The organism is Streptomyces sp. NPDC088910, assembly GCF_044749865.1.
Classification (GTDB): Bacteria; Actinomycetota; Actinomycetes; order Streptomycetales; family Streptomycetaceae; genus Actinacidiphila.
This window is the reverse complement of the sequence record NZ_JBIVIV010000008.1, coordinates 198,948-220,690: the sequence shown is the minus strand read 5'-3', so window position 1 is coordinate 220,690 and position 21,743 is coordinate 198,948. Positions and strand designations below refer to the sequence as shown.

Below are 21,743 nucleotides of genomic sequence, written 5' to 3'. Positions count from 1 at the left end.
GATTTGCCGCGTGGGCCGACGCGGCCGGCCGTGTCCCGCTACCCCGCGGCCGTACCGCCCCCCGCGTAGGCGGACCTGATGGCGGACCACCGGGCCGCCTCGGCGGGGGTGAGCCGGTCGCGGAGGGCGGCGAGGTGGAGGAGGGCGGATTCGGCGCCGGAGGCGAGGGTCTGCGCCTCCGCGCGGTAGTGGTCGTCGATGACGGCCTCCAACTCGGCCTCGTTCATGGCGGGTTGGATACGGGCGGCGAGGCGGGACATCGTGCGGTAGGAGCCCTGGAGGAGGAACGGCGGCTCGGTGCGCGAGGCGTCGGTGCGGGCCGCGGACGCGATATAGGCGGCGTTGACGGCCAGCACGGTGGCGCGGGCGCGCAGCAGATGGCGCAGGACGGCCACGATGTCCTCGCGCTCGGCGGCCGGATAGGGGTGGGCGAGGTCGTCCGCGCGGGCGGTGGGGTCGTCCTCGGCGAGCCGGATGAGGAGTTCGAGGTCGCCGCGCTCGCGCCCGGCCAGCGGCGCGAGCGTCTCGTTGGCGGTGAGCGCGTTCTCCACGTAGCTCAGCGCGAAGAGCGCCTCCCGGCCGGTCAGGACGTCACCGAGGTTCCAGACGTCGGCGCGGTTGGCGAGCATGTCCGGGACGCGGAAGAGGCGGCCGGACTCGGTGTACGGGTTGCCCGCCATGCAGACCGCGAACCGCTTGCCCCGCAGGTCGTACGTGCCCGCCGCGCCCTCGACGCGGCGCTGCGCGTCGCACAGCGTGATGAACTTCTGAAGGAGCTCGGGCGAGGTGTGCTGGATGTCGTCCAGGTAGAGCAGGACGTTGGAGCCCAGCTCCAGCGCGAAGTTGATCTTCTCGACCTCGCGGCGCGAGGTGGCGTCGGGGGCGCGCTCGGGGTCGAGCGAGGTGACGCCGGTGCCGAGCGCGGGCCCGTCGATGGTCACCAGGGCGAGGCCGAGCCGGGCGGCCACGTACTGCACGAGCGAGGTCTTGCCGTAGCCGGGCGGCGACATCAGCATCAACAGGCCGCCGGACGGGCCGAATTGGCGGGCGAGGTTGTCGCCGATGAGCGGCAGCGACACCTCGTCGAGCAGCCGGTTGCGGACGAAGCCGGTCAACGGCCGCGGGCGGTAGGCGTCCAGGTCGAGGCGGTCGCGCTCGGCGGCCACCACGGAGGTGCGGTGCCGCTGGTAGGCGCGGTAGGCGGGGACGTCCTCGGCCCTGAACCGCCGTACGCGGGTGAGGGTTTCGTCCAGCCGTACGGCCATCCGCCGCGCGGTGATCCGGGGGTGGGTGCCCAGCAGCCCGGTCACGGTGGTGCCGACGGCGGCCTCGGAGGCGTAGACCGCGAGGTCGGGACCGCAGACGAACGCGGCGGCGGCCTCGGCGAGTTCACCGTCCTCGGAAGAGACGGAAGATGCCGAAGAGGCCGAGGAGCTCGTGATATGCGCGCCGAGCCAGCCCGTCACGAGCTGCCAGCGCGCGCCCAGGTCGTCGCCGAGCGCCCCGAGGTCGTCGAGGAACTCCTTGTACGGCACGCCCTGCGCGCCGCCGAGCGCGGAGACGAACCGCTCCCGCAGCGCCCGCGCCTCGGCGCCGCCGACGAAACCGGTCCGGTCGGCGGCCAGTTCGGCCACCAGGTAGTCGCCGACGGGCGTCCCCTCCCCCACCGCGCCGATCCGCCCGAGTCCGGCACGGGCGGCGAAGTCCCGTACGGCGGAGTCGAGTTCGGCGGCCAGCTCGGTCAGCGCGGGCACGGCGGCGGCGGAGTCCCCGAAGGCGGACGCGGCCCTGCTCAGCGAGCGGGCCCTGGTGGTCCAGGCCGGCCGGGCGGCCGGGGCGGCGCCATGGGTCCAGAAGAGCTGGGCCAGGGCGCGGTCGGCCGCGGGGTGGCGGAGCAGTCCCGCGGCCGTGTCCAGCTCGTGCAGCGCGGTCAGCAGCAGCGTCGCGTCGTGGTCGTGGACACCGCGCTCGTAACCCTCGTCGAGCCGGGCCGCGGCGGCCTCCTTGACCAGCGCGGGAATGTCGGTCAGAGCGCCGGGGGCGTCGAGCAGCAGGGTCGCGGCGAGGTATTCGGCGCGGTAGAGGTCGGGCGACTCCGAGACGACCGGGCGGTCCCAGAAGCGGCGGGTGGCCGCGAAGGCGGGGTCGGCGACCGGCACGAGGTAGTCGGTGCCCGAGATGGTGAAGGCGAGGCCGTCCGCGTGCGGGACGAGGGCGAGTTCCAGCGGCTGGGTGTTGACGGCGAAGCGGTGGCGGCCGAGCCGGATCACCGTGCCGTCCGCGTCGTAGAGGTCGAGCCGGTCGCGCAGCGAGCGGCCCGCGTCCTGCCGGGCCGCGGCCAGTGCCGCCTCGGCCTCCGCGGCCCGCGCCGGGTCGCCGAGGTCCCGCAACTGCGCGGCGATCCGCCGGTGCTGGGCGGCCATCGGGTCGGACGCGAAGTAGGTGTTGACGTCGTCAAGGCTGGGCAGCGCGGCGGCGCGGCGGCGCACCCCGGCCAGGACGCGCTCGGCGGAGGCCGCCAACCGCTGGGCCCGCTGGGCGCGTTCGTCGGCGAGCGCCTGCTTGCGGGCGGCGAAGGTCTGGTGGATCTCCTCGCGACGCTCGTCCAGGGCCGCGAGCCGGGTGTCGTCGGCGGCGAAGCGCGTGGTCAGGTTCTCGATCCTGACCAGCAGCCGGCCGAGCTGTTCCTCGCAGCTCTCCGGGGTGTCGGCGGCGGCCAGCGCCCCGCTGACGCTCTGCGCCAACAGCGCGCTCTCGGCGGCGAATTCGCCTTCGGTCTCGGCGGCTGCCAGCTCCCTGCGGCGGCCGTCGAGCACGGCCCGCGCCTGGTTGACGGCGCCGAGCACGTCGGCGACGGCGGCCAGGATGCGGGTGCGGACGGTCGCGTCGTCGATCTCCAGGGTGCCGACGATCTCGGTGACGGTGGCGAGCCCGGTGGCCTGCTCGTCCAGGACGGCGGCGACCTCGGCCGCGTCCGCCGCGGCCGCGATGGCCTCGGCGTCGGCGGCGGTCGCGGCGACCCGGTCCCGGTAGCCGTCGAAGGCGTGCTCGTCGGCGAAGTACCCCGCCGCGCGGCGCGCGGCGTCCGCCAGGTCCTTGGCCAGGCTCGCGGTGAGCGCGTCCAGGCGCTCGGCGTCGACGTACCGCATCTCGCGCAGGGACATCAAGTGGCCCTGCGCGCGCCGCAGTTCGGTGAGCCGTTCGACCCACTCGTCCGCGGACTTCACGGCCTCGCCGCGCGTCTGCCGGACGAGGACGGCGATACGGGCGGCGCTCTCGTCGACGGCGGTCGCGGCGCGCGCGGTCAGGTCGCGTACCCGCGCGTACTCGGCGAGCACCTGCCGTCCGGTGTCGCGGACCTGGGCCAGCGGCGCGACCAGGTCGCCGGAGGCCGCGTCCGCCGAAGCGGCGTCCTCCTCGATGTCGCCGAGCCAGTGGTAGCGGTCGAGCACCCGCTCGCACTCGCCGACCAGCGCCTCGTAGCCGGGCAGCGCGGGCGCGGCCTCCAGGGCCAGGGCGGTACGGGCCACCGACAGCGTGTCCGCGACGGCCCGCACCAGGTCCGGGTTGCCGATCCGCTCCAGCGGGCCGCCGCCGACCGGCTGCGCGGCGGCGTAGGCGTCGGACAGGAACGGCGTCTCCCACCGCTGCACCATGTGCACGCGGGCCGCCTCGCCGCCGTCGGCCGGGCGCAGCGTCAGCAGCGTGCCGTCCTCGTAGAGCGCGGCGCCCTGGACGTGCAGCGGCGCCGCGGCCTCCTTGCGGATGAGGTTGTACGGCAGCAGCAGGCGGCGGCCGTCGGCGGCGAGGAAGACGTACAGCACGTCCTCGCCGTTCGCGGACCGCACGATCCGCTCGAACTCCAGCTCCTCCGGGCCGGTTTCGTACGCGCGGGTGCCGCCGGTGGCGAGCGCGTAGCCGCCGGGGAAGACCACGCCCTGGTCGTCGGGGAGCCGCAGGCACGCCTGGCCGAGGGCGTCGAGCCGTTCGATCTCGCCGGTCCTGGTGTTGACCGCGAAGTGCCGGTCGGCGTTCTCGCGGTACGGCCGGACGCGCAGCAGCACCAGCGGGCCGACGGTGGCGTAGGCGACGTCGGCGTCCGCGAGGGCCTGGAGCGCGTCCTCGACGGGCTCCTCGTACGACGCCTCGTCGGCGCCGATGGCGAGCGTGCCGCCGGAGGTGGCGACGGTGACGGTGCCGCCGTCGGCCGCGGTCAGCGCGAGGTGCGGGTCGCGCCCCGCCACCTGGTCCTCGCGGGTGACGGCCGCCCAGGTGACGGTGTAGACGCCGCCGTCGGAGTCGGCCCACTCCTCGCGCGCGGTCCCCTCGTACGCGCAGCTCCCGTCGGGCGCGACCCGCCAGCCGACCACGCGGACGTCGCCGACGCCGGGCCCGGTGCTGAAGACCGCGAGCAACCGCCCCTCGGCGACGCGCAGCCGCAGCAGCCGCGTCTGCCGGTAGTAGCGGTACAGCTCGCCGAACTCCCGTACGAAAACGGGGTCGTCGAGCAGCCCGGCGGGACCCGCGTCGCCGCCGCCCGCACCGCCCTCGCCGCCCGCACTGCCCTGCCCGCCCCCACCGCCCTCGCCGACCGACGCCGCCGGGAGCGCCTGGAAGACGTCGCCGACCGAGGTGACCTCCGGCGGGTTCGAGGCGAAGAGCAGATACGGGCCGACGGCGGCCACGTCCGCCGCCTGCGCGGGGTGGGCGGTGCGCAGCCGCTCGGTGCCGTCCAGGCGCAGCTCGGTGGTGCCGAACACCTCCTGGCGACGGGAGTTGAGCGCCCCCGCCCGGTCCGCGAGCAGCCGCGCGGACGCGGTGAGCCGTGCGCGCAGCACCTCGTACGCGTCCCCGTCCAGCCCGCCCGCGGCTGACCCGCCCGCCGGGCGCGGCCCCCCTGAGGCCGCGCCCGGCGAACCCTCGGGTGCCGTGCCCCGCGACTCCTGCGCCCCGCTCACGCCCGGCCCCCTCACTTCTTGACGAGACCGTTGGCCGAGGAGGCCGCGGGCTGGGCGTCGGGCGCGGCACCGCGCAGAGCGCTCAGCGGCGCGTCGGCCAGGCCCAACGACCTTGCCTGGTCGAGGAGTTTGTTCAGCGAACCCGCCTGGGGGCCGCCCTCGGCGATCAGGCGGCCGAGCACCGCGGAGACGGTGAGGTTGGCTACGTCACCGGACCCGAGCGAGGACAGCACGCGCGTGGCGTCCTCGGTGAAGCTGTTGCCCGAACCGTCGAGCCAGGTGCCCGCGAGCGTCTTGACGGTGTCGGAGTTCGCCACGAAGTTGTCGACGCTGCGCCCGGCCGAGACCGCGCCGAGCAGCTTGTCGAAGAAGACGCTGTCGCCGCCGACGATCTGGATGTCGGCGTGCTCCAGGCCGGTGGCCAGCACCGTCGCCTGCGCCTCCGCGATGGAGCGCTGCGTGTCGAGCCCGGCCATCCGGATGTCCTTCTCCGCGGCGAGCCGCAGCCGGTACTCCTCGTGGCCGCGCGAGGCGTCGTCGAGCGCCGCCATCGCGGCGGCCTTCTCCGTCAGGCCCTCGGCCTCCGCCTTCAGCTTCTCGCCGATCATCGCCGCGTCGGCCTTCGCCTGCGCGGTCGTGCCCTCGGCGTTGGCGAGCGCCAGCAGCCGCGAGCCCTCCGCCTCCGCCTTGAGCCGGGCCTCGGTGGCCTCGGCCTCGGCGTGACCGACCTTGGTGATCGCCTCCGCGCTGCGCTCGCGCACCTCGACGTCGGCGAGCCCGGCCGCCGCGGCCTCCGCCCGGATGCCCTCGGCCAGCCGGATCTTGGCGGCGGCGTCCAGCTCGGCGGCCTGCTTGCGGGCCTCGGCCATGGTCAGCGACTCGCGTGCCTTGTGGTGCGCGGCCTGCTCGGACGCCTCCGCCGCCTTGATGTCCTTGACGAGCTGCTCCTGCGCCTGCGCCTCCGCGGTGATGATGAGCGCCTGCCGCTCGCGCTCGGCCTCCTGCACCAGCCGCAGCGCCTTGATCGACTCCTCCTGCTCGGCCACCGTGCGGTCGACCGCGATCCGCTCCCGGATGACGTCCGCGACCTCGCGGCGCTCGGACTCGACCTCCTTCTCCTTGGAGATCCGGGACAGCTCCGTCTCCCGCTCGCGGGCGATGACTTCGAGGACGCGGTCCTTCTCGATCCGCTCGTTCTCCACGGCGATGACCCGCTCGCGGTTCTTCTGCGCGACCGCTATCTCGCGCTGCTGGTTCTCGCGCTGGACGCCGAGCACTTCCTCGGTGCGGATGAACGCGCCCTGCGCGCCCAGGCGTTCCTCCTCCTGCACGCGGGCGGTGGCCGCCTCTTCCTTGGCGCGCAGCGTCTCGACCTCGCGGCGCTGCTTGATCTCGGCCTCGGCCTGACGGCGTTCGAGCTCCAGGATGGTCTCGCGCGCGTCGACGTTCTGCCGGGTGATCTCCTTCTGCTCGGTGCGCTGGAACTCGTTGGTGCGCACGTGCTCGATCGCCGTCAGCTCGGTGATCTTCCGGATGCCCTGCGCGTCCAGGATGTTGGCCGGGTCGAGCTGCGTCATCGGGGTCTGCTCGAGGAAGTCGATCGCGCAGTCTTCCAGGTGGTAACCGTTGAGGTCGGTGCCGATGACCTGGATGATCCGGTCGCGGAAGTTCTCGCGGTGGGTGTAGAGGTCGACGAAGTCGAGCTGCTTGCCGACGGTCTTCAGCGCCTCGGAGAACTTCGCGTTGAACAGCGTCTGCAACGTCCCCTGGTGGCTGGCCCGTTCGGTGCCGATCGCCTGCGCGACCTTGATCACGTCCTCCTTCGTCTTGTTGACGCGGACGAAGAAGGTCAGGTGGATGTCGGCGCGGATGTTGTCCTGGCAGATCAGGCCCTCGCGGCCGGTCCGCTGGATCTCGATGGTCTTCACCGAGATGTCCATCTGCTCGGACTTGTGCAGGACGGGCAGCACGACGGCGCCGGTGAAGGTGACGTCGACATGCTTCGCCTTGGAGATGATCAACGCCTGGCCCTGGGCGACTTTTCGGAACAGCCGGCTCACGGTGAACAGCGTTCCGAGGGCGATGAGCAGAAGCACTCCGAAGAGCACGCCGATTCCGATGGCGGTGGCATCCATGGCAGATCCTCAGGTTCTACGGGTCTGGTGGTGCGGGGACGATGTGCCGCCGTACGGCGGGGTGGTGCCGCGCGGCGAGGCGGACCGGCCGGAGTGGTCCGGCCGGCGGGGACGTTCAGCGGGGACGTTCAGTGGGGGTGCGGACGGGCGGGCGCGGCGAGGCGTCGCGGCCCCGAGGCGGTGAAGCCTTCGGGCGTCGCGGCCTTCAGGGGTTGAACCGCTCAGACCGTCGCGGGGCCGATGCGTTCGTAAGGGTCGAACGGCGCGACCCAGAAGAACTCGCCGTCGGGCTCGTACGCGTAGATCAGCGCGGTGCTGCCCGCCGCGTACCTGTCCTCACCGCTCTGCCGGACCTGGACCACCGCGGTGGAGCCGTCCGGCGAGGTGACCTCGGCCTGGCCGAAGGCGCCGGTGACGCGTCCGGTGCGGATCACGCAGGGCTGCCCGACGAAGTCCTCGCGTGAGGGCGGGCGTTCGTGCGGGAAGAGCCGTCGCAGTGGGCGGACCAGCACCCAGGTCAGCGACCAGGAGCCGATCACGGCGCCGCACAGGACGGCGAAGGACAGCAGCGTGCGCACCAGGCCCGGCGGGCCGGCGCCGTCGAGCGCCGCGGAGCCGGCCAGGCTCAGGAACCAGGCGAGCGCGGTGAGCAGCGAGAAGACGACGGTGACGGGCACGCCGTCCAGTCCCGTGGCGGCCAGCAGGCCGCCGAGTCCGCCGTGGCCCTCGTGGCCGCCGTCCGGGGCGTCGTGCGCGTGCGCGTCGAGCCCGCCGTGACCGCCGTGTCCGGCGCCCCCGAAGTCGGCGTCGGGGCCGTGGTGTCCGGGTCCGTTGGCATCGGCCCCCCCGAGGAGCACAACGAGCCAGAAGCAGACCACGACCACCAGGGCCCCGCCGAACAGGACGGTCGGAAAGCCGAGAACGATGCTGGTGAACTCCCCCATCCCCAACACCTCCCCCCTGTGCGGCTCTCCCCCGCCCCGCGATGATTGTCGCAGTCCGGGAACCTTTGTCGCATTGCCGGTTCCCGGCAGTCTTCACCGCGTCTACACGTCCTGAACCGACCGCAACCGAAACGGCTCCGGCCGCCGTCCGCGCGGAGTGACCCGTACGGAGGGCGGCCGGAGCCGTGGAATACGCCGCGCGAAGGCGCGAGAACGCGTGATCTGCGGTGCCGTGGCAGGGCGGGGCGCGGGGGCCTCAGCCCTGGGCGGCCTCGATCTCCAGCGCGATGCGGATCTTGTCGCTGACGGCCGCGCCGGCGGCGCCGCCGGTCACGCCGAAGTCGCTGCGGCTGATCTCGGTGGCGGCCGAGAAACCGGCGATGGCGTGGCCCTGGGGGGCCGTGCCGAAGCCGTTCAGTTCGAGCTGGAGGGTGACGGTCTTGGTGACGCCGTGCAGCGTCAGGTCGCCGTCGACCTCGAACAGCTCGGAGGTCTTGGGGCGGATCGCGGTGGAGGTGAAGGTCAGCTCCGGGAACTTCTCCACGTCCAGGAAGTCCGCGCTGCGGACGTGGTTGTCGCGCATCTCGTTGTTGGTGCTCACCGAGGTGGTCTTGATCACCGCGGAGACCTTCGAGTCCACCGGGTTCTCGGCGGTCTCGATGGTGCCCTCGAAGCTGTCGAAGCTGCCGCGGACCTTGGAGACACCGAGGTGACGGACGTAGAAGGAGACATCGGAGTGGACCGCGTCGATCGTCCACTTGCCGGCGACGTAGCCGTCGATCACTTCGGTCTGGGAGGACATGTGGGGCTCCTTGAGCGGTGAACCGGGGTATTTGGTTGAGCGCTCACCCACCATAACGCCATGGTGTTGAGAGTTCAACCACCCGTATGCTGGTGGGCATGGACGATGTGCGCTGGCTGAGCGACGACGAGCAGGAGATCTGGCGTGCGTATATGACCGCCAGCGTGGAGTTCTCGGCGTATATCGACCGCCAGCTCCGCCGCGAGTCCGGCATGCCCATGGCCTACTACGAGATTCTGGTGCGGCTCTCGGAGGCGTCCGGGCGCAGCCTGCGGATGAGCGAGCTGGCGGAAGCCTCGCAGTCCTCCCGCAGCCGCCTCTCGCACGCGGTGTCCGCGCTGGAGAAACAGGGCTGGGTGGTACGCAGCCCCGCCGACTGCGACCGGCGCGGCTGGGTGGCGACGCTCACCGACGCCGGGTTCGCCGCGCTGGAAGCGGCGGCCCCCGGGCATGTGACGGCCGTCCGCGAGCACCTTTTCGACGTCCTGACCCCGGAGCAGCTGGCCACGCTGCGCGACGCGGGCCGGGCGATCAGCGCCGGGCTCAAGACGGAGTGCGAGGAGGCCCGCTCGGAGGAGGACCGGAGCTGCCCGACGCAGGAGGCGGAAGCCGCCGAAGTGGCCGCCGCCCGCGCCGCCGGAGCGACCGCGATACCCACCGGCGCGACACCGCCCCCGCCGGCCGCGTAGCCCCGGCCCGCGCGTCGGCACACCGGCCACGTCAGCGCACCCGCCGAGCCGTCCCGCCCGCCGCGTGGGCAGGGCCCTGGCTCGGGCGCGCCCGTCCACGTCAGCGCACGCGCCGAACCGTCCCGCCCGCCGCGTGGGCACGGCCCTCACTGGGGCGTGCGCGTCCACGTCAGCGCACGCGCCGCGTCGGCGCGCGGCTCACAGCGGTTTGGTCGGCCAGTCCAGCAGCCTCGCGCCCATCGCGGCCGTCTCCAGGGTGTAGCGCTGCAAGGCGTCGTCCGGGTCGAAGCCGGTCACGGCGGCGATACGTTCCAGCCGGTACGACAGCGCGCGCACGCTCAGGTCGAGCCGCCGGGCGGCCTCGGCGTTCACGTACCCGGCGGCGGCGTACGCGGTGATCGTCTCCAGCAGCGGCAGCGCCCCGCCGCGCGCCTCCTCCAGCGGGCCGAGCACCGTCTTGACCAGGTCGAGCATCGCCGCGCGGTCCCGCATCAGCACCGGGAAGACCAGCAGGTCGGCCGCGTTGAGCACGGTCGCCTCCAGGCCGAGCCGGTCGGCGAGGTCCAGGGCGCTGAGCGCTTCCTCGTACGAGCGGACCACGCCGGAGGCGCCGCTGTGCGAGCGGCCGACGGCGGTCCTGGGCGCGGCGACGGTCTTCACGAAGGCGTCGAGCACCTGGCGCTGCGTGCCGGGCACGACGCAGACCATCCGGCCGTCCTTGGGCGCGACCAGCGCGTCGTGGTCGCCGAAGCGGCCCGCCAGTTCGCGCTCGACCCGGCTGAGCGCGGGGTGCGTCTCGTCGTACGGCCCGTCCTCGGGCGCCGCGGCGACCGCCACGACGTGCTGGCCCGCAAGCCGCAGTCCGAAGCCCTCGGCCTGTTCCGCGAGGCGGCCGGGGTCGCTGCGGCCGTAGAGCAGGTCGTCGACGAAGGCGCGGCGGGCGAGGGCCGCGCGGCGTACCGAGTGCCGCTGCGCCCGGCTGTGGCCCTCGGCGAGGGCGGCGACACCGGTCTCCAGGGCGGCCAGTACGGCGGCGCCGACCTGCCGCAGCTCGGCGGTGCTCCTGGCGTCCGCCACGCCGGGCAGTACGGGCCAGGTCTCGCGGACGGCCGTGAGGTGGGTGCCGATCAGCGACGGCAGGGCTATGCCGGAGTCCGCCGCCTGCTCGCCCAGCGCGCGGCGGCTCTCGCGCTCGGCGCGGCTGAGCGGGCGGCAACTGCGGGAGACCTCGGCGAGCGTTTCGGGAAAACCGGTCAGAAACTCCGGCGGTACGGCTTCCGCGGCGCTGCCCGTACCCGTGGTCACCCCTGGCCCCCCGTCACTCCACCGGATCCGGCCTTCCGGTTCCTGGACATCAGGAACGTATCAAGGCTGCCGGATCCCGGAAACGGGGGGCGGGGGCAGGCCGCGTCCCAGCGGCGTCCGGCGGGGGGCCGACGGGCGCTTCGCGGTGATTCGGCCGGATACCCGGCGGACGCGGCGGTGAACGCCGCGCGCGGGGCGGCTACTTGGCCGTGGTCGTCGGCTGCGGAGTCGGGGTCGTCTCGCTCGCGGTCACGACGTCGCTCGGGGTGATGGCCTCGGGCGCCGGGGTGGCGGTGGCGGTCGGCTCGGGGCTCGCGGGCCCCGTGTCGTCGCTCTTCATCGCCTTCGCCTCGGACTTGAGGATGCGCATCGACTTACCGAGTCCGCGGGCCGCCTCCGGCAGCTTCTTGGAACCGAACAGCACGATGACGACGATCGCCACCACGATCAGGTGCCACGGCTCCAGCCCGTTTCGCAACATGGAGATCCTCGCTTCTTTCAGGGGGCCAACTGTGCCGAATACTTCAGCTTCGACTGTCGCATTGTCACCCGAAAGCCGTCGCCGACGGCACCCGGGTACTCAAAGCATGCGCAAAAAGCTTGTGAACGGGAAGCCCCCCTTCCCCCGGTCCGGTCGGCGGCGGACCGGAGGAGGGGGCGGGGGGAAGGCCCTGCGAGGCACCGGGGGACGGGCCGGGAGACGGGTCGGGGAACGTCCGGGCGGGGGGCGGTGTCAGCCGCCGTACGTGCCCGCCATGCGGGCGGACGCCTTGTCCTTCGCCGACGGGTCCGTGGCCGCGTTGTCCCTGGTCGCCTTGTCCGGGTCGGGCAGCGCGTCGATCACCCGCTGCCAGCGCGGGTCGGTGACGATCTTGGCGAGCTGGGCCGAGCTGAGCGGCGGATTCGGACGTGAGATCGGGGCGTCCTTCTCATCCCTGGAATTCCACTCGCTCAGGCTGATCACGGCGCCGGAGGGTGTGACGAGGGTCGCGTACCACTCCTTGGTCTCTGCCCGGTGGTCGGAGTACTCGAAGCCCTTGGAGATCGTCAGTGTGCCGCCGTGCACGTGCGTCGACGTGCACGAGGTGTCCGGGTCCTGCGAGGGGAAGTCCGGGCACGACGGCACCGCCTCGCCCGCGCCGATGCCGAGCGTCACCAGCCCCTTGTTGAAGACGACCGCCGCCAGCGGAATGCCCTCCTCGGTGCCGCGGCTGGGCCAGGTGGACTTCGTGACATGACCCTTGGGCAGCGTCGCCAGGAACAGGTCCATCACCTGCTTGGCCGTCATCGCGGGCCTGGCCGGCTTCGCCGCGGAACTCGCCTTGTCCGAGGCCGCGGACGACACCGCGGGCTTGGTGGGCGCCGACGCGACCCCGCTGCCCCCGTCGCCCTTGGCCAGGCCGCCGACCAGCGCGCCGCCCACCCCGACCAGGGCGAAGGCCGCGACGCCCGCGGTGATCGCGGCCGTACGCCTGCGGCGCAGTCTGCGGCCGTGCGCGTGCCCCTGCGCGACCAGGCCGCGGGAGTCGTCCGGCTGGAACGTGTCGGCGGTGCGGCGCAGCGCGTCGCCCAGCTCGTCTTCGAATTCGATCGGTTCGATGGGCATGGCGGAACCACCGTCTCGGTTTGGTGTGTACGGATGCGGTCTACGTGGGGGGGGTACGGCCACGGGTGCGGCCGGTTGGTCTGTCGGTCGTTCGGTCGTTCGGTCGTTCGGCGGCTATCGGTTACGGGGGGGGCTCAGCCGACGCGGCTCAGCGGGCGATGAGATCGGCGAGGCTGCCGCCGAGGTCCGCCCTGAGCCGGGCGAGCGCGCGTACCGTGCGGGTCCTTATGGCTCCCGGTGTGGAGCGCAGGGCCTCGGCGGTCTCCTCGATGCTGCGGTCCTCCCAGTACCGCAGCACCAGGACCGCCCGGTCCTTCGGCGAGAGCCGGCCGAGCGCGTCGAGCAGCGTGATCCTGAGCGTCGCGTCGTCGCCGTGCCGCGTGGGGCTGTCCGGCAGCTCCGCGCTCGGGCGTTCCTTGCTGCTACGCCGCCGCTGGTGGGTCAGGAAGGCGCGGACCAGAACCGTCTGGGCGTACGCGGCCGGATTCCCCACCTTCGCCATCCGGCCCCAGACGACGAACATCCGGCCCAGCGTCTCCTGGACCAGGTCCTCCGCCAGGTGCGTGTCGCCGCTGGCGAGCAGACAGGCCGACCGGTACAGGTGGCTCGCGCGGACCGCCGCGAACTCCAGATACGCCGCCGTCTCCCCCTCTCGCATCCCGCTCCCCTTCCCCCGTCCGACCCTTCACCTCTTCGACGCGGCGGGGAACGGGGAATGTTACGGGGCGCCCGGGGACGTCTCCGGGCCGTTACGCGGCTGCCGCCACACCGTCCCGGTCCAGCGGCTTCGCGGCCTCGCGGGCGGCCTCGCGGGCGGCCTCGCGGGTGCCCTCGCGGGCCGGGTTCCGGGTGGGGAAGACCAGAAGGCGCAGCGTCGCGAAGCGGGCGATGCCCGCCAGGGCGGAGGCCCCCAGGTACACGGCCTGCGCCAGCAGGGCGCCCGGGTGCGGGTGCGCGTGGTCCAGCGTCAGGACGGCCGCCGTCGTGAACAGGTATGCCCCGAGCAGCGTCAGCGCCGACTTGCTGTGCACCCGCCACCCCGCCCATCCGCCTTCGGCGGACCTGAACGTGATCCGGTGGTGCAGCTCCGTCGCCAGCAGGGTCGACACCACGGTGACCAACGCGTTCACCAACGCGAACGGGGCGTGGCCCGCCGCCGCCACCAGCACGGCGCTCGACAGCAGGCCGACGCCTCCGCCGCACACCACGAATTTCCCGAACGCCGCCGCCTTCGCTGCCGCTCTCTCCCCGCCCACCGTCTTCTCCATGCCCCCACCCTCCCCCCGCCCACTGACACGCCGCCCACACCCCACTGACACGCTCCCGCTGTGGGCCCCCCGATCTTTCCCGGCCCGCGCCCCCGGACGACACCCTTTTTCTGAGGACGGCCCCCGATCCTTCCCGGCCCGCGCCCCCGGACAGCGCCCTTTGCCCAGGGCGGCACGCCGATCTTTTGAGGGGCGCGGGGAACTGCGCGACAAGCCCCCACCGGGCTGCCAGCCCGAAAACAACCGCATCTGCCCCACTGGGGCCGGTTCTTCACCCGCGCCACCGCCGTGGCTGAGCGCGCAGTTCCCCGCGCCCCTAAAAGATCGGCGTGCCGCCCTGGGCAAAAAACGGTCCGCCCCACCAGGGGCACAAGCCCTCGCGGATGAGGACGAGGGCCGCTGGCCTTGCGCGAGGCGGGGGATTTCAGGGGCGCGGGGAACTGCGCGACACGCCCCCACCGGGCTGCCGGCCCGAAGGCGACCGCATCTGCGGCGTACGCAGGGGCACGGCCTTGCGGAGAGGCGAGGCGGTCTTCCCGCGCCCGGAGGGCGGGAGGGGGCGAAGTGGTCGGGTCCGGCCGCGGCGTGCCGCGCCCCCGTTGCGGCGGTGGATGGACCCACCCGCGCCGCCGGGCCGGACCCGGAGGTCAAGCATGGAGGGGGGCGCCAACCGGCCGCTAACATGGGGCTAACGCGCCGTTCGGGGGAACGGCCAGAGAGGGCCACGGATGCGGTTCGAGCTGCTCGGAGCTGTGACCGTGGAGGGTGGCGGCGTCGGCTCGGCGAAGGCGCGGGCACTGCTGGCCGCGCTGTTGAGCAGTCCGGGCCGGGCGGTGCGCCCGGAGGCCCTGAAGGCGGCGATGTGGGGCGAGGAGCCCCCGCCGACGGCGACGGCGTCGCTGCACAATCATGTGGCCCGGCTACGACGGCTGTTGGCCGAGGACGACCGCCCGGGTTCGCGCCTGCGGGCGGTCCCGCAGGGCTACGTACTGGACGTGGCGGTCGGCGAGCTGGACGCCGAGGTGTTCGTACGGCATCACGCGGCGGCGCGGGCGGCGCACCGGGACGGGGACTGGCCGGCGGTGCTGGCCGAGTGCCGGGCGGCACTGGCGCTGTGGCGCGGCGACCCGCTGGCGGACGTACCGGCGCTGTCGGACCCGCTGCGGGCGTACGCGGCGCATTTGGCGGAAGCCCGGCTCCAGACCCTGGAGTGGCGGTTCGACGCGGAGTTGGCGCTGGGCCGCCATCAGGGAATGGCGGCGGAATTGGCGGCGCTGACGGCGGCGCATCCGCTGCGCGAGCCGTTCCACCGCCAGTGGATGCTGGCCCTGCACCGAACGCACCGGCAGGCGGAGGCACTTGCCGCCTTCCACGACCTGCGCCGCACGCTGGTCGACGAGTTGGGCGTGGAGCCGGGCCCCTCGGTGCAGGCCGCGTACCGCGAGATCCTGGCGGCCCCCGAGGACGAAGCGGCCCCGCAGGAATCCCAGCCGTCCACTCCCCCGGCTCAACTCCCGGCCGACACCGGCGACTTCACCGGCCGTACGGACGAACTGGCCGCGCTGCTCGGGGTGATACGCCCCTGCGACCCGGACGCCCCGCGCGTGGCGGTCGTCACCGGCATGGGCGGCATAGGCAAGACGGCGCTCGCGGTGCACGCGGCGCACCGGGCGCGCTGCGACTTCCCCGACGGCGTGCTCTACGCCGACCTGCGCGGCTTCGGCGCGGGTGACGCGCGCCGCCCGCGCGACCTGCTGGCCCGGTTCCTGGGCGATCTGGCCGACGGCGGCGCGCCGGGCACCGGCGGCGCGCTGCCGCTGCCGGACGACCCGGACGACCTGTCGGCGCTGCTGCGGCAGGCGCTGCACGGCCGCCGGGTGCTGCTGGTGCTGGACAACGCGGGCGACGCGGCGCAGGTGGTGCCGCTGCTGCCGGGCCGCGGCGACAGCGCGGTGATCGTGACGAGCCGCAGGACGCTGGCGGATCTGCCCGGAGCGGTACGGCTGCCGCTGGAGCCGCTGGGCGCGGAGGAGCAGCACCGGCTGCTGGTCGCGGTGTGCGGGCAGCAGCGGGTGGCGGCCGAACCGGCGGCGGCGGCAGGGGTGTTGGCGGCCTGCGGCGGACTGCCGCTGGCGCTGCGCATAGCGGGCGCCCGGTTGGCGGCCCGCCCCAACTGGCCGCTGACCGCGCTGGCGGAGCGGCTGGACGGCGCGGGCGACCGGCTGCACGCGCTGTCCGCGGGCGGCCTGGCCGTGCAGGACACCTTCGCGATGAGCTATCTCGCGATGCGTGACAGCCCGCAGGCCGCCGAGCGCGAAGCGGCCCGCGCCTTCCGGCTGTTGGGCCTGTGGCCAGGCCACCCGCTGGACCTCGTCCCGGCCGCCGCGCTGATCGGCCGCGACCCCGCCCCGGCCGAGGACCTGCTCGAAGCGCTGGTCGACACGCACCTGTTGCAGACTCCGCGGGCCGGCCACTACTCCTTCCACGATCTGCTGGGCGAGTACGCGGCGACCCGCGCCGCCGAGGAGGTGCCGCCGCGGGTCCGCGAGAACGGCCTGCGCCGCCTGCTGGTCTGGTACACGGTCACGGTCGCCGGGACCGCGGCCCTGCTCGCGCCCGAGGGCCATCCGATACCGCCGCTGCACGAACAACCGGCCGTGCCCCCGCTGGAGTTCGACAGCGAGGAGGCCGCGCTGCGGTGGTGCGTCAAGGAGCTGCCCGCGATCAAGGAGGCGATACGGCTGGCGGCGGCGCGCCGCTGGCCCGACGTGGCGTGGCGGCTGGCGGCGGGTCTGTTCGGCTACGCGCAGGCGTACTGGTGGACCGGTGAGTGGGACCTGTGCCTCCAGGAGGCGATGGCCTGCGTGGAGGAGACCGGGGACGTCCAGGGCCGGGCGTGGATGCACAGCAGGCTCGGCGTCGCGCACGGCATGGCCGACCGGGTGGACCCGTGCCTTGAGCATCTGGGCGTCGCCCGGCGGTACTTCGAGGCGGCGGGCGACCTCCAGGGGCAGGCGGCGATCCTCAACAACCTCTCGGGGCTGCACCACGCGCTGGGCGACCACGATCTCGCGCTGGAGTACGGCAGGCAGTCGCTCGACCTGCATTACGCGGTGGGCGACGCCGACCGGGTCGCGACCGTGCTGGGCAATCTCGGTGACGCGCACCTGGGCGCGGGCGACCCGGCCGCCGCGATCGCCTGCTACCGGCGGGCGTTGGGGATGTGGCGCGAGCGCGGGCTGCTGACCAGCACGGCGCGCAGCCTCACCAGCCTCGGCGAGGCGCTGCGCACCGTGGGCCGGTACGACGAGGCGGTCGCGGCGCTGGAGGAGACGGTCGCGATCCTGGACCGGCTCGGGGACCGCGGTACGGCGGCCGACACCCTGGAGGTGCTGGCCCGTACGCACTTCGAGCGCGGCGACCCCGCCTCCGCCCGCAAGCACTGGGACCGGGCCCTGGAACTCGCCCGCACCTACCGCCTGGAGGCGAAGGCGCGGACGATACTGGCGGGCCTGGCGCGACTGGACGCGTGCGAGTCGGCGTGCGTGCGGCAGAGCGAGGACGGGGTCGCGTAACAGAGGACGGGGTCGCGTAACAGCGGGGCCGGGCGCCCGGCCCGAACTCCGCCGCGCGGCAAGGGCCTTGGGCCCGCGGGCCCGGTGGTCAGACGGCCATCTCGCGCGGCACCGCCGCCAGCGCGTCCTGGATCGCGGTGATCAGCGCCCGCGCGGAGTCCGCGGTCAGCTCCAGGGCGACGCGGGCCGAAGGCCCCTTGGCGGGGGCGGCGAAGTCGATGTTCAGGGTGTGCTCGGCCAGCGCGTGCACGGGGTGGTCGAAGTAGACGGTCACGTCGGTGACGTGGAACCAGGAGCCGCCCGGCCCCTTGGCGCTGCCCTCGACCTCGGCCTTGACGGTGGAGTACGTGCACATGGTCAGCCCTCCAGGTGCTTGCCGTAGAAGTCCGCGATGCGCTCCCAGCCGTCCTGGACGGCGGGCACGTTGTAGTTGGGGCGGTCGACGGCGAAGAAGCCGTGCCCGGCGCCCTCGTAGCTGTGGAACTCGTACTCCTTGCCGAGGTCGGTGAGGATGCGCTCCAGCTCGGCGACCTCGGCGGGGCTGGGGTGGCTGTCGGCGGCGCCGAACAGGCCGAGCAGCGGGGCGCGGAGGCCGGGGAGCTGGTCGACGAGGTTGGTGATGCGCAGGACGAAGCCCTCGGGGACGGTGCCGGTGACGAAGGCGCCGTAGCAGTCGACGGCGGCGTCCACGTCGAGGTGGCAGGCGCTGAGCACGGCCTGACGGCCGCCCGAGCAGTGGCCGATGACGCCGGCCTTGCCGTTGGAGGTGGGCAGGGCGCGCAGGTACGCGACCGCGCCCTCGACGTCGCCGACCAGCCGCTCGTCCGGAACCCCGCCGTTGGCGCGGCCGACCGCGGCGGCGTCGTCGGGGGCCGCGCCGGGGGCCTCGCGGTGGAAGAGGTTGGGGCAGACGGCGTCGTAGCCCATCTCGGCGAACCGCCGCGTCATCTCCTTGGTCGGGCGGTCGTATCCGGGCAGGTGGTGGATGACGACGACACCGCCGCGGCGGTGGTCGCCCTCCGGTCGGGCCACGTACGCCTCGATCTCGTCGCCGCCGTGGCCGGTGATCGTGACGGTGGTGGCGGTCAGCGAACCGCTGGGGGAAACAGTCATGCGCCAGCTATACCATAAGCCTGGACTGATAAGTTTATACTGATCATCATGACGACCAGCAGCGACGCGGCTGGCACCGCGGCCGACGCGACCGGTACGGCGGCGAGCCCGGACGACCCGGCCGGTCCGGGTCGTCCGGCCGAGGCCGGACGCATCGCGGTGGACCTGCGCGTGGCACTGAGCCCGCTGGTGCGGCGGCTGCGGCAGGTGAAGCCGGACGGGGAGCTGACCTTCTCGCAGATCTCGGCCATGGTCCGGCTGGACCGGGAGGGCCCGGCCACCGCGACGGAGCTGGCCGCGGGCGAGGGCATCAGGCCGCAGTCGATGTGCACGATCATCGGCGTGCTCCAGGAGCGCGGCCTGGTCGTCCGCGACCCCGACCCGTCCGACGGCCGCCGCATCGTCGTCTCCCTCAGCCAGGCCGGTCTCGACGGCCTGCACGGCGCCCGCGCCGAGCGCGCCCGCCGTCTGGCCCGCGCGATCGACGAGGAGCTGACCCCCGAGGAGCAGCGGCTGCTGGCCGACGCGATTCCCCTGCTGGAGAGGATCACCCGCCGTGTCTGACCCCGCGGAGCCCGACCCCTCGGACATACCCGCCCGCGCCGCCCCGCCCGGTCCCGGCCCCGCGGGCCCCCGCCCCGACCGCTACAAGTGGATCGCGCTGTCGAACACCAGCCTCGGGATGTTCATGGCGACCGTGGACTCCTCGATCGTGATCATCTCGATGCCCGCGATCTTCCGCGGCATCCACCTGGACCCGTTCGCGGCCGGGAACATCAGCTACCTGCTGTGGATGATCATGGGGTATCTGCTGGTCACCGCGGTCCTGGTGGTCACCCTCGGGCGGCTCGGCGACATCGTCGGCCGGGTGCGGATCTACAACCTCGGCTTCGTCGTCTTCACCCTCGCCTCGGTCGCGCTCTCCTTCGACCCCGCGCACGGCGGCGCGGGCGCGATGTGGCTGATCTGCTGGCGGATCGTCCAGGCCGTGGGCGGCTCCATGCTGATGGCGAACTCCGCCGCGATCATCACCGACGCCTTCCCCGCCGAGCAGCGCGGCATGGCGCTGGGCATCAACCAGATCTCGGCGCTGTCCGGCCAGTTCGTCGGCCTGGTGCTGGGCGGGCTGCTGTCGGCGTGGGACTGGCGGGCGGTGTTCTGGGTCAATCTGCCGTTCGGCATCCTCGGCACCGTGTGGGCCTACCGCTCGCTGCGCGAGACCTCCACGCGCAGGCAGTCCCGTATCGACTGGTGGGGCAATCTCACCTTCGCCGTCGGCCTCGGTCTGCTGCTGGTCTCCATCACCTACGGCATCCAGCCCTACGGCGGCCACACCATGGGCTGGCTGAGCCCGAAGGTGCTGACCGGGCTGATCTCCGGCGTCGTGCTGCTCATCGTCTTCGTGGTCGTCGAGACGCGGGTGGCGCAGCCGATGTTCCGGCTCGCGCTGTTCCGCAGCCGCGCCTTCGCCGCGGGGAACGCGGCCTCGCTGCTGGCGGCGGTCGCCCGCGGCGGCCTCCAGTTCATGCTGATCATCTGGCTCCAGGGCATCTGGCTGCCGCTGCACGGCTACGCGTTCGACGACGCGCCGCTGTGGGCCGGGATCTTCCTGCTGCCGCTGACCGCCGGGTTCCTGATCGCGGGGCCGCTGTGCGGGTGGCTGTCCGACCGGTACGGCGTACGGGCGTTCACCACCGGCGGTCTGCTGGTCTTCTCGCTCAGCTTCGTCGGCCTGCTCCTGCTGCCGATCACGTTCTCGTACTGGGCGTTCGCGCTGCTGATCATGTGCAACGGGATCGGCTCGGGGATGTTCTCCGCGCCGAACACCTCGGCGATCATGAGCAGCGTGCCCGCCACCGACCGCGGCGCGGCGTCCGGGATGCGCTCGACGTTCCAGAACTCCGGGATGTCGCTGTCGATCGGGGTGTTCTTCTCGCTGCTGATCGCGGGCCTGGCCGACCGGCTGCCGTCGGCGCTGGACAGCGGGCTGCGGGCGCAGGGCGTGCCCCCGGACGTGGCCCACCACGCGGCGTCGCTGCCGCCGGTCTCGACGGTCTTCTCGGCCTTCCTCGGGGTCAACCCGGTGCAGACGCTGCTCGGGCCGACCGGTGTGCTGGACACGCTGCCCGCGCACAACAGGGCGGTGCTGACCGGGAAGGAGTTCTTCCCGCACCTGATCTCGGCGCCCTTCCACCACGGGCTGGTGATCGTCTTCGCGACGGCGGCCGGGATGGGCCTGCTGGCCGCCACCGCGTCGCTGCTGCGCGGTGGACCCGCGACGCGGGCGGTGACGGCCGAGGCCACGCCGCCCCAGGTCAGGGCCGGTTCAAGACGATCGAGTTGACCGGGGTGAGGTTGTACGACCAGTGGTCGTTCAGCTCCAGGGTGATCCGGCAGTCGCCGCCGTTGTACTGCCAGCAGAGCTGCGAGCGCGGCGGCGCCCCGCGTGATCCTGCGCATGGTGATGTCCCTCCGTCCGCGGCCGGACCCCCGCCGGCCGTCGTGTCGGCGGCCGGGTCCCGCCGGCCGCCGTCACCGCCTGACGCTAGGAGAGGCCGGGCCCGGTCCGCTCCTGACGAATGACAGGGACCGGCGCGATGGTGCCGTCGAGGCGGACCTGGAGGGCGGGGTGCGGCGGGGTCGCGAAGCCGAGGCCGGTGTAGAGACCGGCGCCGTCCGCGGTCGCGTTGAGGTTGATCACCCGCGCCTGGGTCTCGTCGGCGAACCAGTCGAGCACCGCCTCCATGCAGGCCCGCGCGTAACCGCGGCGCAGGCGGCGCGGGTCGGTGCAGACGTTGGAGATGTGGCCGTGCAGACCGCTGAGGTTGGTCGGGCCCGGTGCGTGCCGGTCGCAGGCGCCCACCGCGTTGCTCACCACGCCCAGTTCGGGGTCGTCCACGACGAAGGCGGCGAACTCGCCCGTGGCGGCGAGGCGTTCGGTGAACCACGTACGGGCCCGCGCCCGCCACGGCGCGTCGTCCCCGCCGACCCGCGTGCCCATCGCGTCGAGCATCACGGCTCTGAGGCGTACGAGGGCGTCCGCGTCGGCGGCCGTCGCGCGGCGCACGATCACGTCGGGGGCCGAGTCCGAGGCGGCCGGGTCCGGGGCGGCCGGGCCTGAGACAGCCGGGTCCGAGACAGCCGGGTCCGAGCCCAAATCCCGCTCGGGGGCGGGGAGTTCACCGTCGGTGCCGATCTTCATACGGCGCATTGTCACTCATACGGACAGCGCACGGCATCTCAGTTCCCCGAGCCCTTCACAACAGCGCTCAGGAGTGGTAGGTGGGGCGGATGGTACGTGAAGGTGGTACGGGCGGCCTCGCGGTCGTCCGTACCACCGGGTTCCGG

The 21,743-nt window shown here is 73.5% G+C and carries 16 protein-coding genes; 4 read left to right on the top strand and 12 right to left on the bottom strand.

The genetic code is table 11. From position 1 onward, the window contains the following. Window positions 1-38: 38 nt before the first annotated feature. The 4 genes from ACIP4Z_RS20295 to ACIP4Z_RS20280 form a co-directional block, all read right to left on the bottom strand. On the bottom strand, window positions 39-4,958 hold the full coding sequence (locus ACIP4Z_RS20295) for a DNA repair ATPase (protein ID WP_401309894.1): 4,920 nt from the start codon (window positions 4,956-4,958) through the stop codon (window positions 39-41). A gap of 11 nt (window positions 4,959-4,969) precedes the next feature. Then, window positions 4,970-7,093 (bottom strand): SPFH domain-containing protein, encoded by a 2,124-nt coding sequence (locus tag ACIP4Z_RS20290; protein ID WP_401309892.1) that lies wholly within the window; start codon window positions 7,091-7,093, stop codon window positions 4,970-4,972. A 221-nt stretch (window positions 7,094-7,314) separates the two neighbouring features. Continuing rightward, window positions 7,315-8,037 carry a hypothetical protein gene (locus tag ACIP4Z_RS20285; RefSeq protein WP_355336396.1) on the bottom strand — a complete coding sequence of 241 codons (723 nt, stop codon included), beginning with the start codon at window positions 8,035-8,037 and terminating at the stop codon, window positions 7,315-7,317. Window positions 8,038-8,293: 256 nt separating this feature from the next. After that, window positions 8,294-8,839 carry a YceI family protein gene (locus ACIP4Z_RS20280; protein ID WP_355336395.1) on the bottom strand — a complete coding sequence of 182 codons (546 nt, stop codon included), beginning with the start codon at window positions 8,837-8,839 and terminating at the stop codon, window positions 8,294-8,296. Between the two features lie 98 nt (window positions 8,840-8,937). On the opposite strand from ACIP4Z_RS20280, the gene ACIP4Z_RS20275 reads away from it, so the two are divergent. Next, a complete protein-coding gene (locus tag ACIP4Z_RS20275) occupies window positions 8,938-9,528 on the top strand; it encodes a MarR family winged helix-turn-helix transcriptional regulator (RefSeq protein WP_401309888.1) in 591 nt (196 codons plus the stop codon). Window positions 9,529-9,726: 198 nt separating this feature from the next. Here the strand turns inward: ACIP4Z_RS20275 and ACIP4Z_RS20270 are convergent, their stop codons facing one another. From ACIP4Z_RS20270 to ACIP4Z_RS20250, 5 genes are all read right to left on the bottom strand, one after another. Beyond that, the gene (locus ACIP4Z_RS20270) at window positions 9,727-10,833 is read right to left on the bottom strand and encodes a helix-turn-helix domain-containing protein (protein WP_355336393.1); all 1,107 of its coding nucleotides are present in this window, start codon (window positions 10,831-10,833) and stop codon (window positions 9,727-9,729) included. A 199-nt stretch (window positions 10,834-11,032) separates the two neighbouring features. Further along, window positions 11,033-11,314 carry a Sec-independent protein translocase subunit TatA gene (tatA, locus tag ACIP4Z_RS20265; RefSeq protein WP_355336392.1) on the bottom strand — a complete coding sequence of 94 codons (282 nt, stop codon included), beginning with the start codon at window positions 11,312-11,314 and terminating at the stop codon, window positions 11,033-11,035. Between the two features lie 252 nt (window positions 11,315-11,566). Further along, window positions 11,567-12,439: a hypothetical protein gene (locus tag ACIP4Z_RS20260; RefSeq protein ID WP_401309884.1), complete on the bottom strand. Its 873-nt coding sequence runs from the start codon at window positions 12,437-12,439 to the stop codon at window positions 11,567-11,569. 148 nt (window positions 12,440-12,587) lie between these two features. Then, window positions 12,588-13,097 (bottom strand): SigE family RNA polymerase sigma factor, encoded by a 510-nt coding sequence (locus ACIP4Z_RS20255; RefSeq protein ID WP_355336390.1) that lies wholly within the window; start codon window positions 13,095-13,097, stop codon window positions 12,588-12,590. Between the two features lie 91 nt (window positions 13,098-13,188). Beyond that, window positions 13,189-13,707, bottom strand: coding sequence for a hypothetical protein (locus tag ACIP4Z_RS20250; RefSeq protein WP_401309881.1), 519 nt, complete (start codon window positions 13,705-13,707; stop codon window positions 13,189-13,191). Window positions 13,708-14,435: 728 nt separating this feature from the next. Here ACIP4Z_RS20250 and ACIP4Z_RS20245 point away from each other — a divergent pair. Further along, a complete protein-coding gene (locus ACIP4Z_RS20245; protein WP_391162525.1) occupies window positions 14,436-17,282 on the top strand; it encodes a BTAD domain-containing putative transcriptional regulator in 2,847 nt (948 codons plus the stop codon). A gap of 88 nt (window positions 17,283-17,370) precedes the next feature. Here ACIP4Z_RS20245 and ACIP4Z_RS20240 read toward each other — a convergent pair whose 3' ends face one another. Together ACIP4Z_RS20240 and ACIP4Z_RS20235 are read right to left on the bottom strand one after the other, a co-directional pair. Further along, window positions 17,371-17,637, bottom strand: a complete 267-nt coding sequence (locus tag ACIP4Z_RS20240; protein WP_355336387.1) for a DUF6295 family protein — start codon at window positions 17,635-17,637, stop codon at window positions 17,371-17,373. Window positions 17,638-17,639: 2 nt separating this feature from the next. Next, window positions 17,640-18,395, bottom strand: coding sequence for a dienelactone hydrolase family protein (locus ACIP4Z_RS20235; RefSeq protein WP_391042981.1), 756 nt, complete (start codon window positions 18,393-18,395; stop codon window positions 17,640-17,642). Between the two features lie 48 nt (window positions 18,396-18,443). On the opposite strand from ACIP4Z_RS20235, the gene ACIP4Z_RS20230 reads away from it, so the two are divergent. Further along, entirely contained in the window at window positions 18,444-18,959 is a 516-nt protein-coding gene (locus ACIP4Z_RS20230) for a MarR family winged helix-turn-helix transcriptional regulator (RefSeq protein WP_401309876.1), read from the top strand. Between the two features lie 118 nt (window positions 18,960-19,077). Continuing rightward, window positions 19,078-20,739, top strand: a complete 1,662-nt coding sequence (locus tag ACIP4Z_RS20225) for an MFS transporter (RefSeq protein WP_391162574.1) — start codon at window positions 19,078-19,080, stop codon at window positions 20,737-20,739. A gap of 201 nt (window positions 20,740-20,940) precedes the next feature. Here the strand turns inward: ACIP4Z_RS20225 and ACIP4Z_RS20220 are convergent, their stop codons facing one another. Beyond that, window positions 20,941-21,597 carry a GNAT family N-acetyltransferase gene (locus ACIP4Z_RS20220; RefSeq protein WP_401309873.1) on the bottom strand — a complete coding sequence of 219 codons (657 nt, stop codon included), beginning with the start codon at window positions 21,595-21,597 and terminating at the stop codon, window positions 20,941-20,943. Window positions 21,598-21,743: the final 146 nt, after the last annotated feature.